This is a genomic window from Proteus sp. fly-1089, assembly GCF_040138965.1.
GTDB classification, from domain to species: domain Bacteria; phylum Pseudomonadota; class Gammaproteobacteria; order Enterobacterales; family Enterobacteriaceae; genus Proteus; species Proteus vulgaris_B.
Genome location: NZ_JBEETS010000002.1, coordinates 316,654 through 340,449 on the forward strand (window position 1 = coordinate 316,654; position 23,796 = coordinate 340,449).

Here is a 23,796-nt window from a genome sequence, read left to right on the forward strand (position 1 = left end):
GAAGGAGATCATGATGATAGAACAAAATGCATCAGCTTCTATACCACCCGATATTGCTGATGATGCAGATTTTGCGTTAGAGCAACCTGATATCTCTCGTCGCCGTTGGCTACTGCCTCTATCAGAAACAGGTGTTGGACGCAGTGCAAACACCACAACGGCGCTTAAGGAAGAACAGGTTGAAGAAATCGCAGAATTATCTGCTGAACAACATCTAGCGAATGCAATACGCCAATGTTCAAAAGAAGGTGAACTGCTAGCTATTTCAACGCTGTATGATGCGCCCTATTCTCTTACTCAAGAAGATATTGTGCAGTTAGAAACCGCGTTAAAAAGCGACGAGTTTATTGATATCGCCCATTTAAGTCTCAATGGTGAGGATTATTTTTACTCTGATGAATTTATGTCAGATAACTTCGCACAACTGCAATTATTAAATCGTCACGCTGATGTTTGCACCGCAATTGCAGGGGTTGTTCGATTTGAGTGCGAAACTTATCCTCGTCCATTGAAACAAAGCATGTTGATGTCTGAACCCTTTCATTACACAGCTTCAGAGATCGAAGATGCACTGACACTGATGAAAGACCACCCTGACTTTCAAGATATTCAGCAAGTTTTAGCGTCTAACGACGCACCTTATCTCTTTAGCAATACGTTAATGAGTTATGGAAAAGCACGAGGCTTAACTGAATGGATAGAGGTAGAACAACATGAAAATCCTTAACGTTCTATCTTATCCACGAAATGTCATGTGGGTATTACAACATCATCAGACTGAGGAGCAAAAATAATGCGTGTTTCTCGCCGTAAATTTGTAGCAGGCATGGGTTCGGTCATTTTTTTCAGTGCGCCACTAGGAAGTGCACTTGCAGCAACCGCTGAAAAGAAACCAATCCGTTATGCCATGATCCATGATGAGACGCTTTGTAATGGTTGTAATATTTGTGCCACTGCATGTCGTCGATTAAATAAAGTTCCAACGGGAATGGCAAGAATGGATATTGCTCATATTCCATTAAGCCTAAAAGAAGACAACGATAAGTACCATTTCTTTAGACACTCCTGCCAGCAATGTGAAGATGCTCCTTGTATTCCTGTATGCCCTACAGGCGCATCTTGGCGTGATGAAACCAATGGCATTGTGCGTGTCGATAAAGAGAAATGTATTGGCTGTAGCTACTGTATATCAGCATGTCCATACCAAGTACGTTATCTTAACCCTGTGACGCATGTTGCTGATAAATGTGATTTTTGTCTTGAGTCTCGATTACAAAAAGGTTTCCCACCAATTTGTGTGAGTGCTTGTCCACAAAATGCCTTGTTATTTGGTAGAGAAGACAGCCCCCAAGTTCAAGAATGGCTTAAAACACACGATTATTATATTTATCAACTTGATGGTGTAGGAAAACCCCATCTCTATCGCCGTGTAGGGCCTCATGTTCAAGAGGAGGGTAAAGTATGAGTATCGTCAATACCATGCCAGACAGTGCCCAGTTTCAAGCCGCACTAAAAGAGTATGTTTTAATTTATACACCAGATTATTTACCGCTTTGGCTCATTGTTGCAGGTGTATTATTTGTTGGCATGCTACTCGTGCTCGCACTTCATGGCTTTTTACGTTATCGCTTTGCTACACCACATGGTCAATCACATAAAGAAGAGAAACTCTACCTTTACTCTAAGGCAGTACGTTTATGGCATTGGAGTAATGCCTCTTTATTTATTTTATTGCTCCTTAGTGGTGGCATTAACCATTTCGCTCTACTTTCTGCTCACGATACAGCCTTATTAGTTAGTGTGCATGAGATCTGTGGTTATCTCCTCTTAGTGTGCTGGTTATCTTTTGTGTTAATTAATCTTGTCGGCGGTAATGGTAAATTTTATCGCATTGATGGTAAAAACTGGTTTCAACGTGCTTTTATGCAAACTCGTTTTTATCTCTATGGGATTATTAAAGGAGAAGATCACCCTTTCCCAGCGACTCCTAATGTGAAATTTAACCCACTGCAACAAATGGCTTATTTAGGTGTGATGTATGCATTAGTTCCACTACTTTTGATAACCGGTGTTTTACTTCAAAATCCAGCGTTTATTCCTGCTGATGCTGTAACGTTTAAAGCTTGGTTATTAATTGCACACCAAATATTAGCAGTATGTAGTGTCTTTTTTATCATTGGTCACCTTTATCTGTGTACAACAGGAAAAACACCATTCCAAACATTTCGCAGTATGGTTGATGGTTATCACAGACACTAATAAAGAATTTTATTGAGGAGCTTATATGTCAGTCCCTTTAAAGGAAAATATCACATTAACAAAAGAAGACTTACGACAACTGCATGTTTCAACTTCGCTTTATCGTTGGTTTCTACGTTATTTTCCTAATGGAGGCACTTACAGTGCTATTCATTGTGAGTTAATAAAACAGCGCCGTACACAATGGATAGAAAGCTTTATTCAATATATTTATTTACGTCATTTTAACGAAGCCTCCTTTGCCAAACAGGAACAAGAAGTGATGGAAAACATCTTGTTCCTACTTGGTGATGAACAACAACAAGGCGTCACATTACAACGCTTGCCATACCACAACACCTTGCCTAGTGCTGAAAATATTCAATTCTCTACCGAATGGCATCAGTTAATCTTAAAAAGTCAGCAACTCAGCGCCGATCTCGCTTTATGTGGTAGTAATAACATTGTGGCATTTTCCGGTGATGAAAATAGTATTGCCAATACAGGCTATAGTAATCAATTGATGAATACTGGTTTTGCAGGAAAAGTGTGTAATACAGGCAATCAGTGTCGTATTGGTAGCTTAGGTGGGCGCTCTCGCATTTGTAATAGTGGCAATGATGTCAAAATTTATGCCTCAGGCAATGGTGTTCATATCGCCAATAGCGGTATGCGTAACTTTATTACAGCCTCTCAAGATCGCGCAAAAGTCACTAATACAGGTGATTTAGCGCAAATCAATGTTACTGGAAATAATGCTGTGGCAATTAATACGGGTGATAATTGTAAAGTCACGGTATCTGGCGACAACAGTATTTGTATCTCAACCGGTGATCTCCATCAGTTCTGCTTAGGAAAAGGCGGTAGTGCCGTGATTGCTTATCATGATGGTCAACGTACTCGTTTTAACATTTTCTATGAAGGTGAAGATAATATTGTTGCTGGAGTTCATTATTATTTAGATGAAAACCAACGCCCAGTAACAATGGATAATTTTACTGAAACGCATAATTAATAGAAAATCCCCACTAAAGCCGCTTTCATTAAATGGATACTATAATGTCTAAAATAGCTAATTTATGCTATAATTAGACATTATAGTATCCATTTAATACTTAGAGCTAATAATGAAACTCTCATTACTGACTGATCTCGATGTAAGTCGAGCCTTTGCTACTCATTTACGAAAACAGCGTGAAAAAGAAAAATGGTCACGCGAACAACTTGCTGAGCGCAGTACCGTCCCAGCATCAACGATTAAAAAATTTGAACTACAAGGCAAAATTTCACTACGTCAATTATTGTTACTTTGGCAATGCCTTGATGATTTAAATAATCTTTATGCCGTTGTTGACCCTAAAAAAGTCAATAAGCCTCGTATACCAAGAACGATTGAGGAGGTATTGCAAGATGAGTTTTAAGCCAACAAAACAATTAAATGTAACACGAACATTGTCTACGGGTGCTCCTATTTTAATGGGGACATTAGTACAAAACAATAATGATGTATTTTTTCAATATGATGCACACTATTTAACACAATATGGCAATAGCTCTCCTTTTAATCTGAAAAATAATACAGATTTACAAATTGCACCTAAAAAACCTCATGATAATTTGCATGGGATTTTCTCTGATAGCTTACCTGATGGGTGGGGACGATTATTACAAGACAGAATTTTTCGCCAACACGGCATACAACCACATGAAATTACAGCAATGGATAGGCTAGCCTTTGTTGGTAATAAAGGTATGGGGGGATTATCTTATTTACCTATCTCTGACTACCAAGCAGATGAACATTTTGAAGTTGACTTGATTAATTTAGGGTTAGAAGCACAAGCTGTATTTGACGGGCAAACGGAAACGGTTTTATCTGAGCTTGCTATTGTTGGTAGTTCTGGAGGGGCGAGACCTAAAGCCTTACTTTATTTTAATCAAGACGACTTTAATAAATGTAAAACATATGAAGAAGAAGGTGATGAGTCATGGTTGATCAAATTTACGTCCAAAAACTTACCTCTTGGTCACGATGAAGGATTATGTGAAGCCATCTATCTCACTCTAGCAAAAGAACTAGAGCTTAATCCTCCACAATGGCGACTTATTGACGTTCCTAAAAACAGTAATGGAAAATCTTGGCTAGCATTAAAACGCTTTGATCGTATCACAAATAGTTCTGGTAAATCAGGACGTTTAATCATGCACAGCGCATGCGGATTATTAGATGCTGATTTTAGGTTACCTTCTTTAGATTATGAAGATTTAATCAAAGTAAATCGTGTACTATGCAAATCAGTTTCAGCTGGAAAACTCCAATTTAAACGAGCCATTTTTAATCTATTCGCTTCTAATCAAGATGATCACAGTAAAAATTGGTCATTTCTACAATATGATGATGGACATTGGGAACCAGCCCCTTTTTATGATGTGACTTATAATCCCAATCCAAGAAATGAACATATCACTTCATTTGCTGGATATGGTAAAAAGCCACCATTAAATACAATAAAGCAACTTGCTGAAATTGCCGGTTTTGAAAGTTGGCAACAAGCACAAGCGTATATTCATCATACCGTTGATGTTATTGCTCAATTCTCATCACTTGCCAAAGAATATGATGTCTCCAAATTAATACGAGCAGATATAGAAAAAACACTTGCTGATCGCTTAAAGGAAAATCGACACTTGCTTTAACTCCAATAAAAAAAGGGAAACTTTCGTTTCCCTTTTTATTTTTCAAATCAACGTACTTTATTGCTTATGGATGGCTTCAGTATGGATCACTTTTTTATTCTGTGAGCCCGCCACTTTATCGTAAATACCACATACAACAATTGTCACTAATACTGGGATCAACCATGCTAAACCTTGCTCACTTAACGGCAGTTTTGTCGCCCATTCTGGTAATAAATGCTTCAAATAATCAGAGGCTTTTATGGCATCAAAAATACCAAAAAATAAACTAACCGCCATTGCTGGTGCGATAATACGGCTTGGGTTATTCCACAATCGTAATGTGAAACTCATTAAAATAATCACAATACAAGGTGGATAAATCATAATCAGCACAGGAATAGAAAACGCGATCAGTTTGCTTAATCCTAAATTTGAAACAACAGCTGAAAATATCGCTAAAATCAGTACCAATGTACGATAAGAGATAGGCAAATAACGACTAAAGAACTCTGCACATGCACACGTTAAACCAACAGCTGTCACCATGCAGGCTAAGAAGATCAAGACAGCTAAGAAGAAGCTACCAAAGTTACCGAACGTATATTGAACATAGGCATGTAAAATATCTGCACCATCTTGGGCGCCCGGAATAATGCTGCCACTGCTAGAGCCTAATTTAAATAAACTCAAATAAATCGCAGTTAATAATATACCTGCAATAATTCCCGCCCACATCGTGTAACGCGTCAACAAGGATGAATTATCAATACCTCGAGAGCGAGCCGCATTAACAATCACGATACCAAAAACCATAGCTCCCAATGTATCCATGGTGAGGTAACCGTTAATAAAGCCCTGAGTTAACGCCATATCTCGATAAGCTTCAGTAGCAGGAATAGCACCACCAGCAGGCCAAAATATCGCAGCAATACCCAATGCAGCCAATGCCAAAATTTTAATCGGTGCCAAAATATGACCAACGCTATCTAGTAATTTTCCCGGATAAAGCGAAATACCAATAACAATTAAAAAATAGACAATACTATAAATCAGTAATGACATTTCAGTATCACCCACTAAAGGAGCAATACCCACTTTAAAAGAAACGGTTGCAGTACGCGGTGTTGCGAAAAGAGGGCCAACAGCAAGATAAGCAACAATTGCTAATAACAGTCCCATTGATTTACCAATAGGTGTACTTAATGCTTCAATGCCACCACCAACTTTAGCTAATGCAACGATGGTTAATACAGGTAAACCGACACCAGTAATAAGAAAGCCGATTGCGGCTGTCCAAACAAATTCACCGGATTGCAAACCCACCATAGGAGGAAAAATAATATTGCCAGCACCGACAAAAAGGGCAAAGGTCATAAACCCTAATGCCAGAATATCTCTGGAAGTTAATCTATGTGCCATAAGTTTTGTTAATATGTAGTTACAATAATGGTTAAATAACGCCGAGATGACGTAACATAAAATCAACAATGTCTATTTGCGCTCATGTCATTATTATTCAGGATAATATCCACATATAATCATTTCATGCAGAGCAATTAAGTATCAAATAGAAAAAATTGCCGATAACTGGGCACAAGTAAAACTTTTATAATGAAAAAAGGCAATAGCCAATCTAAAAACCAGAATAATCATCTAAACTATTTTTCAGTGCTAGTTATAACTATCATATATCACCGAATATACACGATATGATTTGTGCATTTTATCACCAACAATATTGTTTATTAGCAATACTTAAAGTTCTTATTAATTAATAATATTAAAATTTAACGCTACGATATTAGTTTTTATTGACATCGAAAAGAGTGATAAAAAGACAAAAAACCTTTATCACTAATTAAACATTAGGTGATAAAGGCTTTAAATAGAAAAGATGATTAGTGTACTTTTTTAGCTGATAGTAAGGTTTGAGGCAGAATAAAAGAAAACGTACTTCCACTCCCAACTTTACTTTCAATATTCAATTGTGAATGATGATGAAGCAATGATTTTTTCACAATTGCCAACCCTAACCCTGTCCCACCAGAATGGCGAGAGCGTGCTTTATCAACACGATAAAAACGTTCTGTTAAACGTGTTAAGTGTTCAGCACTGATCCCTGAACCGTTGTCGGAGACACTAAATAACATACCTTGAGGAATTTTCTTCCAGCTGACTTTTATTGTTGTCCCATCTTCTGTGTGATTAATCGCGTTATAAACTAAGTTAGACACAGCACTGCGTAACTGTTCTTCATTACCACGTACAGCCCACTGTTCATCAATATCAAAGGTAATATGATGCTGTCCTTGGCTTAGTGAGTTCGCCTCTTGTTGTAATAAAGTTAAAATGGCGGGTATATCAACAATTTTATTTAAATCGATATGAGGAGCTGATTCAATACGGGAAAGTTGTAAGAGCTGCTTTACTAACGTATCCATCCGTTTAGCTTGTTCCTGCATTGTCATTATCGCTTTATGTTCTGTGGATTTTTCTGCATTATTTTCTTCCATTATTTCAAGATAGCCTTGAATAACGGTTAAAGGCGTTCTTAATTCGTGACTCACGTTGGCAAAAAAATCACGTCGTGCATTTTCTAGTTTATTTTTTTCTGTCACATCTCGTGCCACCATTAGGCGTTGATCTTCGCTGTATGGCATCACACGAAACTCCACAATAGAACCATTATTAAGAGAAATCGTTAAAGGGTGACTAAAATCGCCTGCGGTAAAATAGTGCAAGAAATCTGGGTAACGTAATAAATTAAAAATATTTTGCCCGTTGTCTTCTGGCCACCGAAAACCTAATAGATGTTGAGCTAAGCTGTTACACCAAAAAATATTACCTTCATTAGTCATCATTACAACTGCATCAGGTAAGCTTTCAGCTCCGCTTCTAAAGCGCTTAATTAAGTCTCCTAATTCTCGACGTCGTTTACGATTACGTTGCTGTGTTTGTCGAATGCCATAAAAAATAGGCTCCCATCCTCCTCTGCCTTCTGGTGGTAAGACTGAGCGATCGAGCCATAACCATTTAGACAATTTCATCAAATTATAAGCATGCCAAACCAAAGCACTAAAAAGTGATGCCACCAGCAGCCAAGGAAGATGGCCAATAAAAAGTGATAATACAAAGGCAGGTAAGCAAAATAGACATAGCCCCCAAACGAGGGCTTTCCATGATAGTCGTTCTAACACCTGACGATTACTCCCATATTGACTTAGAAACGGGCAGAGAAGCGATATCCCGTTCCTCGTACTGTTTGTATCATTCGGTCATGACCATCTTCTTCAATGGCTTTACGTAAACGACGAATATGCACATCCACGGTACGGTCTTCGACATAAACATTCGTTCCCCAAACATAGTTTAGCAGTTGTTCTCTGCTATACACGCGTTCAGGATGCGTCATAAAAAAGTGCAGGAGTTTAAATTCAGTGGGCCCCATATCAATCGGTTTATCTTGACTAGTTACTCGATGAGAAACAGGATCAAGCGATAATCCATTGAATTCAATGATATCTTCCGCTGACATCGGTGATAAACGCCGTAAAATTGCCTTCACTCGGGCGACAAGCTCTTTAGGTGAAAATGGCTTGATAACATAATCATCAGCACCCGTTTCTAAGCCTTGGACTTTATCTTCTTCTTCCCCTTTTGCCGTTAACATAATAATAGGAATGTCACGAGTATTACTTTCTCGCTTCATCTGTTTTATTACCTGTAAACCGGAGCCTCCGGGGATCATCCAATCTAATAAAACCAGATCAGGGTAAGGATCGATAAGAAAACTCAATGCAGAATCATAATCTTCTGCTTCAATGGGCTGAAAACCATTTTGTTCTAAAACAAAACAGATCATCTCTCGAATTGCGGTTTCATCTTCAACAACAAGAATACGCCTTGCCATACTCTATCCTGTGTAATGTATATAGAGGGTCAAAATGATTATGATGCACTTTTATGACAGATTTATGACTAACCTTAACATTACTGAAATACCATGGTGTTGTTAAGGTAAATAAATCATTTTTCGGTGAAAAATCACTCAAAAAAAGGCTTACTGCTGAGTTTTCACTAAAAAAGCAAGGTGCGCTATACTCTCAGCAAATAAAAAAGAGGGATAGCAATGCGGATTATTCACACATCAGACTGGCATTTAGGGCAATATTTTTTTACTAAAACCCGCGCACAAGAACACCAACAATTTCTTGATTGGTTGTTAGTACAAATCAAAGTTTATCAAGTCGATGCCTTAATTGTTGCTGGTGATATATTTGATACTGGCTCGCCCCCAAGCTATGCCAGAGAACTGTATAACCGCTTTGTTGTTGCAATGAGAGACACACAATGCCAATTGATAATTTTAGGTGGAAATCACGATTCTGTCGCAACACTCAATGAATCTAAATCACTATTGGCGTGTTTAAATACCACTGTTATTGCCAATGTTCATACCGAAACGCCACAAGTACCGCTAATTCTTCGTAAAAAAGATAACACGCCAGGAGCCTTACTGTGTGCGATCCCCTATCTACGCCCTAGAGATATGATAACTAGCCGAAGTGGGCAATCCGGTGCTGAAAAACAAAACGCGCTAAAAGAAGCAATTGCTGATTATTATCAAGTTCAATATCAAGCAGCTCTCGATTTACGTGAACAATTAAACACCAAGATCCCTATTATTGCGACAGGCCACCTGACAACGATTGGTGCAAGTGTGACCGATTCTGTACGTGAAATATATATCGGTACTTTAGAAGCCTTCTCTGCAACCCTGTTTCCTGAATTTGATTATATTGCTCTTGGCCACATTCATCGCCCTCAAGTGGTGAATAAATCAGGGCATATTCGTTACAGTGGTTCTCCAATTCCTTTAAGTTTTGATGAGAGTGGGCAACAAAAAAGTGTCTGCCTTATCGATTTTGAGCAAGATAAATTAACTGAGCTTACGCTACTCCCTATCCCCGAATTTCAGCTATTGCGCACAATTACTGGCTCATTAAAAGAAATAGCCACACAGCTTGATAATTTAAAAAAACAATATGCTGAACCAGATACAACTATCTGGTTGGATATTGAAGTTTCTACACAAGATTATCTCAGTGATATACAAGCGCGTATTCAGGAGCTAACTAACGACCCACTTTTTGATGTGGTTTTATTAAGAAGATCCAGAAAACAACGCCAAGTGCTCATTCAAAATGAAAAAGAAACACTGACAGAATTAACGGTCTATGATGTTTTTGAAAGACGTTTAGAACAACATGATTTTGATTCAGAAGAAACTAAAACACGGTTAACCACATTGTTTAAACAAGCAGTTGAGATGGCAGAACAAGAGGATAACGAAGCAAAATGAAAATCTTAAGTCTGCGCTTTAAAAATATTAACTCCTTAAAAGGTGAATGGAAAATTAACTTTAACCAAGAGCCTTTTGTTAGCAACGGATTGTTTGCGATTACTGGCCCTACAGGTGCGGGAAAAACAACCCTTTTAGATGCTATTAGTTTAGCGCTTTATCATCGAACACCACGATTGGACAAAGTCACACAATCGCAAAATGAATTAATGACACGTCATACTGCGGAGTGTTTGGCGGAAGTTGAATTTGAAGTCAAAGGTGTCGCTTATCGTGCATTTTGGGAACAACGTCGTGCTAATTATAAAGAAGATGGCAATCTTCAGGCACCACAAGCTGAACTTGTCAAAATAAATATCACAGAGGGTGAGGACAAAATATTAGCGAGTAAGATAAGCCAAGTAAAAGAGATGATTATTAATATTACAGGGCTGGACTTTGACCGATTTACTAAATCAATGTTGCTTTCACAAGGACAATTTGCAGCATTCCTTAATGCTGATGACAAATCTCGCGCAGAGTTACTCGAAGAACTCACTGGTACAGATATTTATCGTCATATTTCCCAATCAATCTTTAAACATTGGCGTGAAGAAGAACAAACATTAAAAACACTCAAGCAACAGGCTGAAATGATGGCATTATTAGATGAAAATGCCCGCCAAGCTTTATTAACGGAACAAACAGATCTTTTTGCCAAAGAGAGCCTATTACAAAAAGAACAAGAGGAATATCAAGTAGCAAAACAGTGGCAAGAAAAAGAAATTGAACTCAATAAAAACAAAGCGCTAGCGCAAACTGAGGTTAACTTAGCGCAAGAAGCATTAGTTGCTGCAAAACCTGATATTCAACGTCTTGAAAATAGCGAGCCGGCAGAAAAAATTCGCCCGATTTATGATGAAAAAAATCGCCTATTAAAAGAACAAACTTATATTGAATTACAACTCTCAGCATTAAAAGCAGAAAAACAGCTTATTGAACAACAAAGCCAACCAATTAATCAGCATTTAATTGAAGCACGTGACACATTTAAACAACACAATGAGAAAAAACAGCAGATATTACAAGTTATTCGTGAAAAAGTGACGCCATTAGATAATCAATTAGCCTTGCTACAACAAGATATTTCAACAAAAACACAGCAAAAAAATGCACTCGAAAAAACACAATCAGAATATCTGGAAAAAATTCAATCAACAGCACACCAATTAACAACATCACAAAAACAAGCCAGTGAATTAAATGATTATTTAAGTCAACATACGGCTTATGCTCAACTTGCTGAAAATCTACCTTTATGGCAACGCTATTTTGAGCAATATGATGAAATCACAGAAAAATATCTTATTAGCAAAAAGAGTGAAAAAACAGAGCAAGAAAAAGAACACACTCTCAAACTCGCCTTAGAAAAAGCAACTAAAGCACTAGAGCAACAACAACACAGTCTTAATTTACAGCAACAGCAATTAAAGAAGTTGCAAACACAACTTGAGCAACAAAATAAAACTGATGCAATTACAGATATTTCTCCTCGTTTACAGAAAATATCACAACAAAGAAATGCCCTAGCTAAACTGATGGGATTACAGGCTCAATTACAGCGAGCGATAAAAACAGAACTTCAGCACCAAAAAACTCAGTCAGAAAATCAGCAAAAAATAGTTATGCTGACTGAAAGTATCCACAAAAATGACATTGTTTTAAAAGAGAAAGAACAACATCTTAAAGATTTAAATAATAATTATCTTTTAATACGAAAGTTAGCGGAATATGAAGAAGAGAGACAACGTCTAGTTAAAGATAACCCATGCCCTGTTTGTGGTTCAACAGAACATCCTTATGTTGAAAAATATAAAGAAATTAAACCAGACGAAACAAAAACACGATTAGATCTTTTAACACAACAAGTTCATGCATTAACAATAGAGTTAGTGGAACAAAAAACACAATGCGCTAACTATCAAGCTCAAAACAAAAAACTCAATGAAGATAGTGAACAACTCACTCAAGATATAGCGACATTAAAACAACAATGGCAAATCTTAGCACAAACATACGCACTGCCTGATGCTGACTGCAAAGAAGATGCGTTGACTAAATTAGATGCCAAGCTTGAGGCAGAAGATACTTTACTGAAACAAAAACAATCCAGTTATAACGAATTAGAAACCAAAACTCAGCAAGAATACAAACTGTTATCTGATACTAAGGAGCGGTTTAATCAACAACAGCAAGCTATTCTTTATCAACAAAATGAATTTACTCAACAACAAAAAGAAGTCATCAATAAACAGCAACAAACAGCACAATATTTGCAACAACAGACACAATTAGCACAAGAGATCCAATCTCGTGTTGAACAACAAGGCTATCGGTTATGCCAATTCGAAGAAAAAACTCAATGGCTTAATGCGCGTAAAATAGAGAGTCAACAATATCAATCGACATTAAAAGCACATCAGGAATTACTGCAAATAATTCGTGAATTGTCATTAACACAAGATGAGAGAAAACGCTATTTAGCTGAAACTCAAAAAGAACTTGAGTGTGTCTTAATCCACTTTAAACAACTACATCAACAACAAGAACAGTTGAAAGCACAACGCCAAGCTTTATTCGGAACACAATCCACCGAAGATGCACGTAATGAATTAGAACAAAAAAGTCAGTTATTACAAAAATGTATTGAGCAATACAGCGAAGAAAAAAACCAACTCGAAATTCGTCTAAATCAACTTATTGGTCAATATCAGGAAAATGAAAAATCGTTACAACGGCTTCATACACTTTCACAAAGCATTATTGAGCAATATCACAATAGGTTAAAAAACAGTCCCTTTGCTGACGAAAATGCATTTTTAACATCCTTGTTATCAGTAGAAGAAAGAAACCGCTTACAAGAACAACAAAAACAACGGCTTGATAAGCTACTGCAAGAAAAAACTCGTTTGGATACACAAGAAAAGGTATATCAACAACATTTGTCACAACAGCCATTATTGGCAACACAGCAAAATATCGAACAAATTAATGCTCAATTATTGCTGTTAGAAACACAAATTACTCACTTACAAGAGACAAAATTTCGTATCCAAGAGCAACTACGCACTGATGAAGAAAAACGTAAAGAGCAACAAAGCCTACTTACCCATATTTCTAAACAACAAGCTCAATTTGATGATTGGAGTTATTTAAATGAATTGGTGGGTTCTGCTTCAGGAGATAAGTTTAGTCGTTTTGCTCAAGGATTAACGCTCGATCATTTAATTTATTTGGCCAATCGTCGTTTAGAAAAACTACATGGACGTTATTTCTTACAACGTAAAACACCCGCAAGTCTTGAACTACAAATTGCAGACACATGGCAAGCCGATGCTCTACGAGATACACGTACTCTCTCTGGAGGAGAAAGTTTCTTAGTTAGTTTATCGCTCGCTCTCGCGCTTTCTGATTTGGTCAGTAATAAGACACAGATTGAATCACTATTTCTAGATGAAGGCTTTGGCACACTCGATCCTGATACGCTAGATATCGCACTAGATGCACTCGATAGTCTTAATGCTTCTGGCAAAATTATTGGTGTGATTAGTCACGTAGAAGCCATGAAAGAACGCATTCCGGTACAGATCAAAGTAAAGAAAGCCGGTGGGTTAGGTATTAGCCAGCTTGCTCCTGAATTTAGATATGAAAACAAATAGAATATAAATCAATCAGTTAAAAACTAGGTCGAATATTTTGACGTAGCTGATTAAATTTTTTATATATCAATAAATCACCAATAGCCCCTATAGTATGTCCATAGATTAGCCCAAGCTAAGACACGCTTTAAGCGCTTAAATTTATCAAGGAGACATCATGTCTAACGCATTTACTGATTTAATGAAAAAACGTAGAACAATTTATCATTTAGGTAATCAACTTCCAATTAGCGAAGACAGAGTCACGGCGATTATCAAAGAAGCGGTTAAAGAAAGCCCAACTGCATTTAATTCACAAACATCTCGTGTGGTTGTTCTGTTTGGTGAACAACATCAAAAACTATGGGATATTGTTAAAAATACCCTGAAAAAATTAGTCCCTGCAGAAGCATTTAGTGCAACTGAAGCAAAAATTAATAGCTTCGCCGCAGGTGCTGGTTCAATTTTGTATTTTGAAGATACTGACATCGTAAAAGGTCTGCAAGAGCAGTTTCCACTGTATGCTGACAACTTCCCTGTATGGTCAGAGCAAGCAAGTGGTATGGCGCAACTTTCTGTTTGGACTGCATTAGCAGCAGAGAACGTAGGTGCTTCATTACAACACTACAACCCAATTATTGATGATGAAGTTCATGCAACTTGGGATCTGCCAAAAACATGGAAATTAAGAGCTCAAATGGTCTTTGGTTCAATTGAACAAGAGGCTGGCGAGAAAGATTATATGGAAGATGATTCACGCTTTAAAATCTTCAAATAAGTGTTAGAACAGACATCTGACAAAAGACCCTAGCAATAAGTAATACCCTCTTTTTTTCACTTTCATTCCTTGCCCACAGCCTCTGTGGGCTTTTTTTTTATTACATTCCCACAAAGCAAGAATGGTGGTCTTATGCCACCATTCTTTTATGATTTGATTAATTTCAGATCGGTTTTTCGCTGTTTTTTCTGAGCATCATAGAAATTTTCATGAGACCCTATATGCAGTAGATATAGCTCAACTTTGTTGGCTATCCACGAATAACCTAGTAGTACAGTTAATTCATTAAGCCTAAATTTGTGTACTCTAAGATAAGCAAGAGCACCCTTTTTCTGTTCACCAATCAATGGATTATCAATTATTTGATCAATTTCATCTTCAATAATTTTCACATCTGATTCAGGCAATTTTTTCATTGCCTTTTCAAATCGAGCCGACTGATAAACATCAATCTCTTTTTGTGGTTCGGACATATCGAGAAACCTTTTTGTTTTCGACTTCCGCCTGTGCCAGTAACAATTCTTCGATAAAGCTATATGGCAGATCAGGGTTATCTTCAGCTATACGCCCTATTTTAGCCCAGTGCTCAATTTGTTTAGGAACACTTCTGCTTTTCGCTTCCGCATGAATTTTAGCATCAGACACAAAGTCTTCATCTAGTCTTACGGAAATAGCCATGCTTTACACTCCTAATACCTATCGGGTGCTTTAACTTTATAGAATTAATCCTATAAGTTTTTATGTTAAATAATTTATAAGAACTTAGTCTCATAAATTTTTATATTAATAACTCACGATAAAAGATGAAATCTTTTGTCGCTAAACGCAACAATATACCACGTAGTATCTATTGTAAAGACTTCAAATTTAGTTCTCATATCTTAATATTCACTAAGACACACATGTTTCCTAATAGAAACATAAAAAAAGAGCAAAGTGCGCAATGAATACAAAGGTAGGGATGGACCCTTTGTGTTCAACACTTTGCTCTCTTTATTTATTTACGCACCCTTTACCGAAGTAAAAGGTGCGATTTTCACAAGGCGTATGAAAATACGTTATTTACGTGTGATGTTATTTGCTTTTGGTTGAGCAATTGGAGACTGCTCAGCAAAGTATTTCACGACTGCATCAACATCTGGCACGCTGTAAACTGGATCTTTACCTTCTTTCAGGACAGAGAAGTTACTACCACCCGTTGCTAAGTATTCGTTAGCAACAACACGGTAAGATGCTTTCATATCTACTGGTTTACCGTCAATTTTCATTGATTCAACGATAACACGGTTACCATTAGAGGCTTTGCTATCCCATGTGTACTGGAAGTTACCTGAAATCGCTAACACTTGTGGACGTGAACGATCCCATTGTTGTTCTAACAGGCGTTTGATTTGCTCACCCGTTAATGTTTGAGTTAACAGTACGTTAGAGAATGGCTGTACAGTGTAGATTGCGTTATAAGAAACATCACCACCTGTCATATCAGCACGAATACCACCGCTGTTCATAAATGCGATTTGTGCGCCACCCATATCTTTTGGTTTTGCAGTATATAAATGCGCATCAGCAATCACTTGACCCAGTGCAGATTCACCCGCGTCATTGGTTTGCTTAGTTAAATTACCTTCTAACTTACCGATAATACGGTTAGCTAATGGGGTAGCGATTTTTTCGTAAGCTTCTAACAGTTTAGTGACTGCTGGATCTTTTTCATATTTGCGGTTATCAACCCAAATATTACGAGCTTCTACATCAACAACATCTTTAGTTGTTTTATCTAATTTCAGATCGATACGCGTTAACATTGCACCGTTTGATTGCGCAGATGTCACTGATTTACCGTTGATAGTACAGTTGTAAGCTTGGTGAGTGTGACCTGTCACAACGAAGTCAATCGCTGGATCTAATTGATCAACAACACCCAGTACTTTACCTGTAATACCATTACATGCGTTGATGTTTACTGGACCACCATCACGACGCTGTGCAGCCCCTTCGTGAATTAACACACCAATCGCTTGAACACCTTGTGCTTTTAACTGAGGCACTAATGCGTTAATGGTTTTTGCTTCGTTATGGAAACTTAAACCTTCAGTACCTTTAGGTGTTACGATTGCTGCAGTTCCTTCCAAGGTGACACCGATGAAAGCAACAGGAATACCGTTAAATTCTTTGATAACGTATTCAGGCAGTAATGTTTTACCTGTTTCGTTAACAATCACGTTAGCCGCTAAGTATTGGAAATCAGCACCTTTAAACTCAGTAGGACCTTGGCAACCTGTTACTGGATGGCAACCACCATTTTGCTTACGCAGTAACTCGCCCATGCCTTTATCGAATTCATGGTTACCCACAGAGGTCGCTTCTAAGCCCGCTAATGATAATGCTTCGATTGAAGGCTCATCATGGAACATTGAAGATAACAGTGGGCTTGCGCCAACCATATCACCCGCAGCAACAACGATGTTATTCGGGTTATCTTTCTTCATTTCTTTAATTAACGTAGCCATGTGCTCAATGCCACCAGGTTTGTTTGGACCTGGCGCTTTTAGCGCACCGTGGAAGTCATTCATTGCGATAACACGCACATCAACAACATTAGCTTCATCGTAGTTTTTTGCACAACCTGCTAATAAGACTGAGCTTACTGCAAGTGCAACGAGTTTATATTTATGGTTCATTTAAAATTTATCCCTAAGATCAAAATTCACGTTTCGGACAATCAATTACTTCGAAATCTTTGCTATAACAGATATAGAATTCATCTCGATTAATTTGAATTTCTTTATCCTTCAGTGATGGATTGTTTTCTTTTAAGAACTTAATCAATGCACTATTTGAAGGACGGCCCTCTGGTAATACTAACGCTTCATACAACTCTTTTTGTTTACCAAAGAATGCATCTGGTGTATCAAACGCACAAACACCATGTTTTTCCCATTCGCCTTGTAACAGATCGATACCCGGAGAATCACACAGATAAGGTTTGATAGCAGAGTATTCTAAAGGTGGTAAATCGCCTTTACATAAACGAGGATGCTTGCGTATGTCTTTCCAATCACGGCAGTCTTCCCATGATTTACCATCACAGGTTTCAGCCCACAGCCCATGAACAATCCAACCAAATTTATTATCTGAGAAGCATTGGATTTCAAATTTATCGTACTCACGTTTTGCACGATCTTTTTCATTATCGTTATTTAAGCGTTTAATATTATTACTTTTATAATCACAAAAAGCCGGTGAGTAGTTAATCGCTAACTTAAAGTAATCTGTCGATGCTGTGCTGTTTTGACCATAGCGATCATTAGAAGCAATGTAGTCGTAAGGTGCTGTTGGTGCATCAGGTACAATACAAGATACACCTTCAACTAATTTAGCCTGAGGTTTTAATGGTTCTGTAATTTCAGGTGCTTGCGTTGCACATCCTGCTAACACTAAAGCAAAAGCAGCAGGTAATAGCTTCATAAAGCGCATAAAATCCCCCTAAAGAGTTATAAATTCACTCTTTTGGTTCATAAAGGTAAGAAAAGCCTGCCCAGAATGGACAGGCTTAATGGCTTATTTCTTCTCAGTTAAATCGATTTTGTAAATTGCAAAACCAATTTCATCATTTTCCACGAAAGTCATTGGATATTGAGAGAAATCTTTAATAAATGCTGCTGCTTTTTCACTTGGTGAAGTTTCAAAACGGACATCTAACGCTTTGTCAGTCTTAATAGGTAAGAATGACCAGTTGTTAGCGGCTTTAGTCGCAACTTCACCTTTTTCTTTAGTTTGTTTAGCAATATAAGAAGCTAAAATTGCACGGTTTTCATCTGGAGATGCAAACGCAATATTCGCTTCACCTGTACCTGCGAACTTACCGCCGTACCCACGGTAGTTATTTGTTGCGATCAGGAATGTTGCTTTAGGATCGATTGGTTTGCCTTCATAAGTCACTTCTTTGATACGATTCGCATCTTTGTTAACCACTTGGCAATCAACGTCATATTTAGCTGGTTGAGTTAAGTCAACTTTATAGTTCACACCACTAATGGTATCGAAGTTATAAGTACGGAAACCATCCCAGTTGATCAGTTCTTGTGGTTTAGTTGAGTTAGGGTCAACTTGATTCCACATACCCGCTGAACATTCTAACCACTCAACAACATCCGCACCGGTCGCTTTAACAACCACTAATGTGTTTGGATACAGATATAAGTCTGCAGCGTTACGGAATGTTAAGTCACCTTTTTCAACTTCTACGAAGTCTGCTGGTGCATTTTTACGGCCACCCGCTTTAAACGGCGCAGCTGCACCTAATACTGGTAAACCGTCTAAGTTCGGATCACCTTGAATAAAGTGTTTGGTGTAATCAACTTGTGCATCATTAACGATTTGTACTGTTGGATCGCTTTGTACTAATGCTAAGAAGCTGTACATATTGGCAGAAGCTTTACCAATGTGTTTACCCACAAAATCACGGGTACCTTGGTGTGCTTTTTCGATGATTTGAGCTAATTCAGCATCACGTTCAACTAATGCTTTTTTGTTTGCTTTATCAAAGATTGGACGCGCTTCACCTGTTGCTTCTGTCATCACCCATTTACCGCTGTCGTTATTGATAACCATATCAACGACACCTAAGTGATCACCCCATTGACCAGGCATAACAGCAGGAACGCCGTTTACTGTACCTTTAGCAACATCAACGCCTTTAATGCCTTCAAACTCTTTGCTTGGGAATACGCCATGAGCGTGACCAAACATAATTGCATTGATGCCTTCAACTTCGCTTAAATAATAAACAGAGTTTTCAGCCATTGCTTTGTACGGCTCTGACGCGAAACCAGAGTGAGGAATAGCCACAATCAGGTCAGCACCCTCTTTTTTCATTTGAGGGACGAATTTTTTCGCTGTTTCTGTAATATCATTTACAACGACCTTACCATCCAGATTGGCTTTATCCCAGATTAAGATCTGTGGTGGAACGAAGCCGATATAACCAATCTTGATAGTGTGTTCTTTACCATCACGATCTTTTACTGGTGTATCAACAATGATATAAGGTGTGAAATAGTTTTTGCCTGTTTTCGCATCCATCACGTTGGCGTTGATGTAAGGGAATTTAGCACCAGCAATGGCTTTTTTCAGGTAATCTAAACCATAGTTAAACTCATGGTTACCAAAGTTACCTACTGTGTAGCCCATGGTGTTCATCAGCTGGTGAGCTGGATGAGATTCGCCTTTTTCTAAGCCTTTAGCTGCTTGATAGTCAGCCAGTGGGCTACCTTGGATCAAGTCGCCGTTATCAACTAAAATCGCATTGGTTGCTTCAGCTTTTGCTGCTTTAATTAAATTAGCAGTACGGACATAACCAAATTGTTCTGTTGGTTTGTCTTTGAAGTAGTCAAAGTCGATTAAGTTACTGTGAACATCAGACGTCTCCATAATACGAAGATCGACTGTCGCAGCATTCACGTTGAATGCAACAAACATTGCTAATGTTGAAATTTTCAACACATTCTTAACCATTACACACCCCTTATATATTGGTTAACAGGAGAGCAAAATGGCTCTCCTTTCGTTACTTCTGTTAAACAGTCTCTTTGAAAGGACTAGAAGTACAGACGCATACCTGTTTCGAAGATATATTGTTTTTTATCTTCATACGCTTCGCTATCACTACGTGCATCATCGTATGCCATTTCAGCGAATAAACGTAAGTTGTTGTATTTAGATACCGCAAAACGTTTATCTACACCCACAGTATAAGTCTCTTTCTTATAGTTGTATGTGTTAGCATCGCCATCACGTAGGTAGTAACCCGCATACATACCACTTTCGATACGATCCCAGTGCCATTTCACACCAACACCATACAGGTCTGCTTTCCAGTCGCCTTTAACTGAATATGAGCTAGTTGGAGCTGCACCTTGAGCAACTACATTGCTAGAGTTTTTAGCACGGGATTGACCATAGTCTAAACCGATAGAAAACTCACGACCTGGGAAGAAGTATTCAGCACCAAAAGCTAAAATACTGTTCTCTGGTTGCTTACCTTTGTTAGGGCCATCATAGAAGTTTTGTTCACCCGTTGCTGATGAGTACCCACCATCAAACTCTAAACCGAAGGTTGATTTATAGAAACCAACAATAGAGTAAGCATTACGAATATCGCCTTGTTTACGATCACCTGGTTTTCCGTCTTTCTCATCTTTACCATCTTTACCTGTTACAGTTGCGGCTAATTTAAAGCCTTCATAACGGTTAGTTTCAATAAAGATAGTCTGCGGTAAACGGGTCATAAAGTTGTTTTTACCAACACCATTACTTTGACTACCAACAGAACGACTTAATACATCGCTGAAGTAGAATACACCCGTATTACCATAGCCATAGCTTGATTTTTTCACCCAGTCGATCGGAATATAGGTACGACCAAACTGAATTTGACCATAATCACGGTGAGAGAAACCTACATAACCCACACGGTTGAACATATCAAAGTTGGTATATTTGTTATCACTATTAGTTTTTTGGGTATCTGAACCCCACTCTAATTTACCAAATACTTTGATGTCGTTAGTCAGTTCATGTGAACCGAAGAAACCGATACGGCTACCATCATCACGCATACGCATTTCGTGATCTTTGCTAGTCACTTGTGTTTTTAAACGAAACTGACCGTTTACATCAAAACGTGTACCTTTATCGTTATACACGTTTACTGCGTTTGCCGATCCAGAAAGAACCAACAAACCAACCAGTGCTGCTAGAGGCTTCAAGCTTTTCATGATTAAAATACCCATCTATTTTCTATAGTTTTATGATTTTCTTTAAGGTCAAAAATAATACCGCCGTATATAGTTGACCTGATATTCAGACAAAAGATCTCTGCCACGAATTTCGAAAAAGAAAATCGCTCTCACAATTGATAATTTTTATAGCTACTAATTATGACTCTACAAAATTTTCTTAAAGGTTTTAATTTCCTTGACACAGACGTAATCACCAATAAGACACAAAAATAATATCCTCATTATATTTAAATAAGGGCATTGCTTTTATTTCTGTTAGGAAAAGAAATAGGTCGTTGAGTTTTCGTTGGCATGTTACTCAAAAAAAAGCCCTTCTTTCGTGATGTAGCCCACAATTACACCAACATGCAATTTCATGGTTACATACCTAAGTGATAGGTATCACAATTAAAGGTAAAGATACGTGTTTTTTGAACTAAATCAACTTTTCAAAAATAACATTTTTTGATTTTTCTTTTAGATTTCATTTTGTTACAAGACTCTTTTTTTTGCTAATAAAAAATTTATCCCCCTATTTAATATATTTAAAAGGAAGTATTAATTTTAACCACTAAATAAATAACACTAAAGATTTGAATATTGTTATCCCTAATTAATAATTTTTTATCTTTATATTTATTTCTTATTTAAATAAAAGCAAAATCACATTTAAATACAATTTAACTGGTGGTAACGAGTAACACTCGCTCGAAAAAAGAATAATTAACTACAAATATTAAAAAGAGAAGCACAAGAATACCATTCAATCACAATATCTAATCAATACGTACAAGTCACAAAGAAACAGGATAAAACATTATAAAATCTAAACTATAACCTTGGTTAATATAAAAAGCCCAATCGTGCTATTTTGACGATATTTAAAAAACAAATATTCAAATTTGTGATGTGTATCACGTTGGTATTTATGAAAAATCACTCTTTATATTTTCCTATTTTTGTGACAATTATCACACAAGAGCGTCAAGAAGATTTTTGTTTTGTAAATTAATGCAGGGATAAATCTGAAAATGATTTCATATTGTAAACAAAAAATGGTTAAAAAGTGAAATCATGTGATTATTATCACATAAGAGCTTGTGCTAAAAATCTCGTTATTTCAGTATTAATATTCTTAGTTAACCCAATCCAAATAAGAATAAAACTCATTATCATAGAGTAGATTTACTAATTATTCGTTTCAGCTTTTTTTTCTTTTTTATTAAATAACATTATGGATATTTTCTTTTAAGGGATATTACCTTTTAGATACCCTAAACATTCAGTATCATAATGCGGTAAATAATGATTAAGGGGAATGTCAGATGCTGTGGTTTAAAAATATTTTGGTCTATCGATTAAATAAAGAGATAGCACTGTCAATGGATGAGTTAGAACAACAGCTTGCTTCATTGGCATTCACACCTTGCAGTAGCCAAGATATGACCAGAACAGGTTGGGTTTCACCTATGGGCGATCGTGGTGAAGCGCTTATTCATGTTGCTGGTAAGCACGTGATGATATGTGCACGAAAAGAAGACAAAATCTTACCTGCTACAGTAATTAAAAACGCCTTACAGGACAAAGTTGAAAAACTTGAAGGTGAACAAGGGCGCAAACTGAAAAAAACAGAAAAAGCGACCCTAAAAGATGAAGTAGTTCATACCCTACTTCCTCGTGCTTTTAGCAAATTCTCACAAACCTTTATTTGGTTAGATTTAGAAAAACAATTAGTCATTGTTGATTCAGGTAGTGCAAAACGCGCTGAAGATAACTTAGCCTTGTTACGAAAGACCTTAGGCTCACTCCCTGTTGTTCCACTCAACTTTAATGAATCAGTTGAACTAAAAATGACTGAATGGGTACGTTCAGGTGAGCTTCCAGCTGGTTTTACCTTAATGGATGAAGCAGAGCTAAAAGCCGTACTAGAAGAAGGTGGTGTTATTCGTTGTAAGAAACAAGAATTAGTCTCTGATGAAATTGCGACACATATTGAAGCAGGCAAATTTGTCACCAAACTTTCTGTAGATTGGGAAGATCGCCTTCAATTTATGCTCTGTGATGATGGCTCTATCAAACGCATTAAATTCAGTGAAACTTTACGTGAACAAAATGATGATATCGATAAAGCCGATTTTGCCCAACGTTTTGATGCCGACTTCGTTTTAATGACGGGTGAATTAAGCGCTTTAATTGAACGAGTCACTGAAGTCTTAGGTGGCGAAGCCGAGTAACCATATCTTCTCAAGAAAACAGCCTATCATTCACGATGTTAGGCTG

19 protein-coding genes are annotated in these 23,796 nt (G+C 37.4%); 10 read left to right on the forward strand and 9 right to left on the reverse strand.

What is annotated here, in order from left to right:
- Positions 1 to 13 precede the first annotated feature (13 nt).
- The 6 genes from ABN080_RS07965 to ABN080_RS07990 all read left to right on the forward strand — a co-directional run bounded on the left by ABN080_RS07965 (position 14) and on the right by ABN080_RS07990 (position 4,935).
- A complete protein-coding gene (locus ABN080_RS07965) occupies positions 14 to 727 on the forward strand; it encodes a YdhW family putative oxidoreductase system protein (RefSeq protein ID WP_241254017.1) in 714 nt (237 codons plus the stop codon).
- A gap of 66 nt (positions 728 to 793) precedes the next feature.
- Complete coding sequence (locus ABN080_RS07970; protein WP_072069418.1) at positions 794 to 1,465, forward strand: 4Fe-4S dicluster domain-containing protein; 672 nt, start codon at positions 794 to 796, stop codon at positions 1,463 to 1,465.
- Positions 1,462 to 2,259, forward strand: a complete 798-nt coding sequence (gene phsC / locus ABN080_RS07975) for a thiosulfate reductase cytochrome B subunit (protein WP_197269547.1) — start codon at positions 1,462 to 1,464, stop codon at positions 2,257 to 2,259. Before ABN080_RS07970 ends, phsC begins: the two co-directional genes overlap by 4 nt.
- A gap of 25 nt (positions 2,260 to 2,284) precedes the next feature.
- Positions 2,285 to 3,253 (forward strand): protein YdhT, encoded by a 969-nt coding sequence (gene ydhT / locus ABN080_RS07980; protein ID WP_349440786.1) that lies wholly within the window; start codon positions 2,285 to 2,287, stop codon positions 3,251 to 3,253.
- Positions 3,254 to 3,365: 112 nt separating this feature from the next.
- A complete protein-coding gene (locus tag ABN080_RS07985; protein WP_164525946.1) occupies positions 3,366 to 3,659 on the forward strand; it encodes a helix-turn-helix domain-containing protein in 294 nt (97 codons plus the stop codon).
- The gene (locus ABN080_RS07990) at positions 3,649 to 4,935 is read left to right on the forward strand and encodes a type II toxin-antitoxin system HipA family toxin (protein WP_349440787.1); all 1,287 of its coding nucleotides are present in this window, start codon (positions 3,649 to 3,651) and stop codon (positions 4,933 to 4,935) included. The genes ABN080_RS07985 and ABN080_RS07990 overlap by 11 nt, the downstream gene beginning before the upstream one ends.
- A 57-nt stretch (positions 4,936 to 4,992) precedes the next feature.
- Here the strand turns inward: ABN080_RS07990 and brnQ are convergent, their stop codons facing one another.
- The 3 genes from brnQ to phoB form a co-directional block, all read right to left on the reverse strand.
- On the reverse strand, positions 4,993 to 6,336 hold the full coding sequence (brnQ, locus tag ABN080_RS07995; protein WP_072069422.1) for a branched-chain amino acid transport system II carrier protein: 1,344 nt from the start codon (positions 6,334 to 6,336) through the stop codon (positions 4,993 to 4,995).
- A gap of 479 nt (positions 6,337 to 6,815) precedes the next feature.
- A complete protein-coding gene (phoR, locus tag ABN080_RS08000) occupies positions 6,816 to 8,114 on the reverse strand; it encodes a phosphate regulon sensor histidine kinase PhoR (protein WP_349440788.1) in 1,299 nt (432 codons plus the stop codon).
- Between the two features lie 23 nt (positions 8,115 to 8,137).
- Positions 8,138 to 8,827 carry a phosphate regulon transcriptional regulator PhoB gene (gene phoB / locus ABN080_RS08005; RefSeq protein WP_072069424.1) on the reverse strand — a complete coding sequence of 230 codons (690 nt, stop codon included), beginning with the start codon at positions 8,825 to 8,827 and terminating at the stop codon, positions 8,138 to 8,140.
- 219 nt (positions 8,828 to 9,046) lie between these two features.
- Here phoB and sbcD point away from each other — a divergent pair, with 219 nt between their 5' ends.
- The 3 genes from sbcD to ABN080_RS08020 all read left to right on the forward strand — a co-directional run bounded on the left by sbcD (position 9,047) and on the right by ABN080_RS08020 (position 14,734).
- Complete coding sequence (gene sbcD / locus ABN080_RS08010; protein ID WP_349440789.1) at positions 9,047 to 10,279, forward strand: exonuclease subunit SbcD; 1,233 nt, start codon at positions 9,047 to 9,049, stop codon at positions 10,277 to 10,279.
- The gene (locus ABN080_RS08015) at positions 10,276 to 13,977 is read left to right on the forward strand and encodes an AAA family ATPase (RefSeq protein ID WP_349440790.1); all 3,702 of its coding nucleotides are present in this window, start codon (positions 10,276 to 10,278) and stop codon (positions 13,975 to 13,977) included. The genes sbcD and ABN080_RS08015 overlap by 4 nt, the downstream gene beginning before the upstream one ends.
- A gap of 157 nt (positions 13,978 to 14,134) precedes the next feature.
- The gene (locus tag ABN080_RS08020) at positions 14,135 to 14,734 is read left to right on the forward strand and encodes a nitroreductase family protein (RefSeq protein WP_349440791.1); all 600 of its coding nucleotides are present in this window, start codon (positions 14,135 to 14,137) and stop codon (positions 14,732 to 14,734) included.
- Positions 14,735 to 14,880: 146 nt separating this feature from the next.
- On the opposite strand, the gene ABN080_RS08025 is transcribed toward ABN080_RS08020, so the two are convergent.
- The 6 genes from ABN080_RS08025 to ABN080_RS08050 all read right to left on the reverse strand — a co-directional run bounded on the left by ABN080_RS08025 (position 14,881) and on the right by ABN080_RS08050 (position 21,513).
- Positions 14,881 to 15,207, reverse strand: a complete 327-nt coding sequence (locus tag ABN080_RS08025) for a type II toxin-antitoxin system RelE/ParE family toxin (protein WP_349440792.1) — start codon at positions 15,205 to 15,207, stop codon at positions 14,881 to 14,883.
- Positions 15,182 to 15,412, reverse strand: coding sequence for a ParD-like family protein (locus tag ABN080_RS08030; protein WP_004245167.1), 231 nt, complete (start codon positions 15,410 to 15,412; stop codon positions 15,182 to 15,184). The genes ABN080_RS08025 and ABN080_RS08030 overlap by 26 nt, the downstream gene beginning before the upstream one ends.
- Before the next feature lie 380 nt (positions 15,413 to 15,792).
- Positions 15,793 to 17,415: a bifunctional metallophosphatase/5'-nucleotidase gene (locus tag ABN080_RS08035; RefSeq protein ID WP_115350484.1), complete on the reverse strand. Its 1,623-nt coding sequence runs from the start codon at positions 17,413 to 17,415 to the stop codon at positions 15,793 to 15,795.
- Positions 17,416 to 17,434: 19 nt separating this feature from the next.
- Positions 17,435 to 18,211, reverse strand: coding sequence for a ribonuclease T2 family protein (locus tag ABN080_RS08040; RefSeq protein WP_072069429.1), 777 nt, complete (start codon positions 18,209 to 18,211; stop codon positions 17,435 to 17,437).
- 84 nt (positions 18,212 to 18,295) lie between these two features.
- Positions 18,296 to 20,251, reverse strand: a complete 1,956-nt coding sequence (locus ABN080_RS08045; protein ID WP_197269551.1) for a bifunctional 2',3'-cyclic-nucleotide 2'-phosphodiesterase/3'-nucleotidase — start codon at positions 20,249 to 20,251, stop codon at positions 18,296 to 18,298.
- Positions 20,252 to 20,334: 83 nt separating this feature from the next.
- Positions 20,335 to 21,513, reverse strand: coding sequence for a porin (locus tag ABN080_RS08050; RefSeq protein WP_231619330.1), 1,179 nt, complete (start codon positions 21,511 to 21,513; stop codon positions 20,335 to 20,337).
- A 1,328-nt stretch (positions 21,514 to 22,841) separates the two neighbouring features.
- Here ABN080_RS08050 and rdgC point away from each other — a divergent pair.
- A complete protein-coding gene (gene rdgC, locus ABN080_RS08055) occupies positions 22,842 to 23,750 on the forward strand; it encodes a recombination-associated protein RdgC (protein WP_072069432.1) in 909 nt (302 codons plus the stop codon).
- The last annotated feature ends 46 nt before the right edge of the window (positions 23,751 to 23,796 follow it).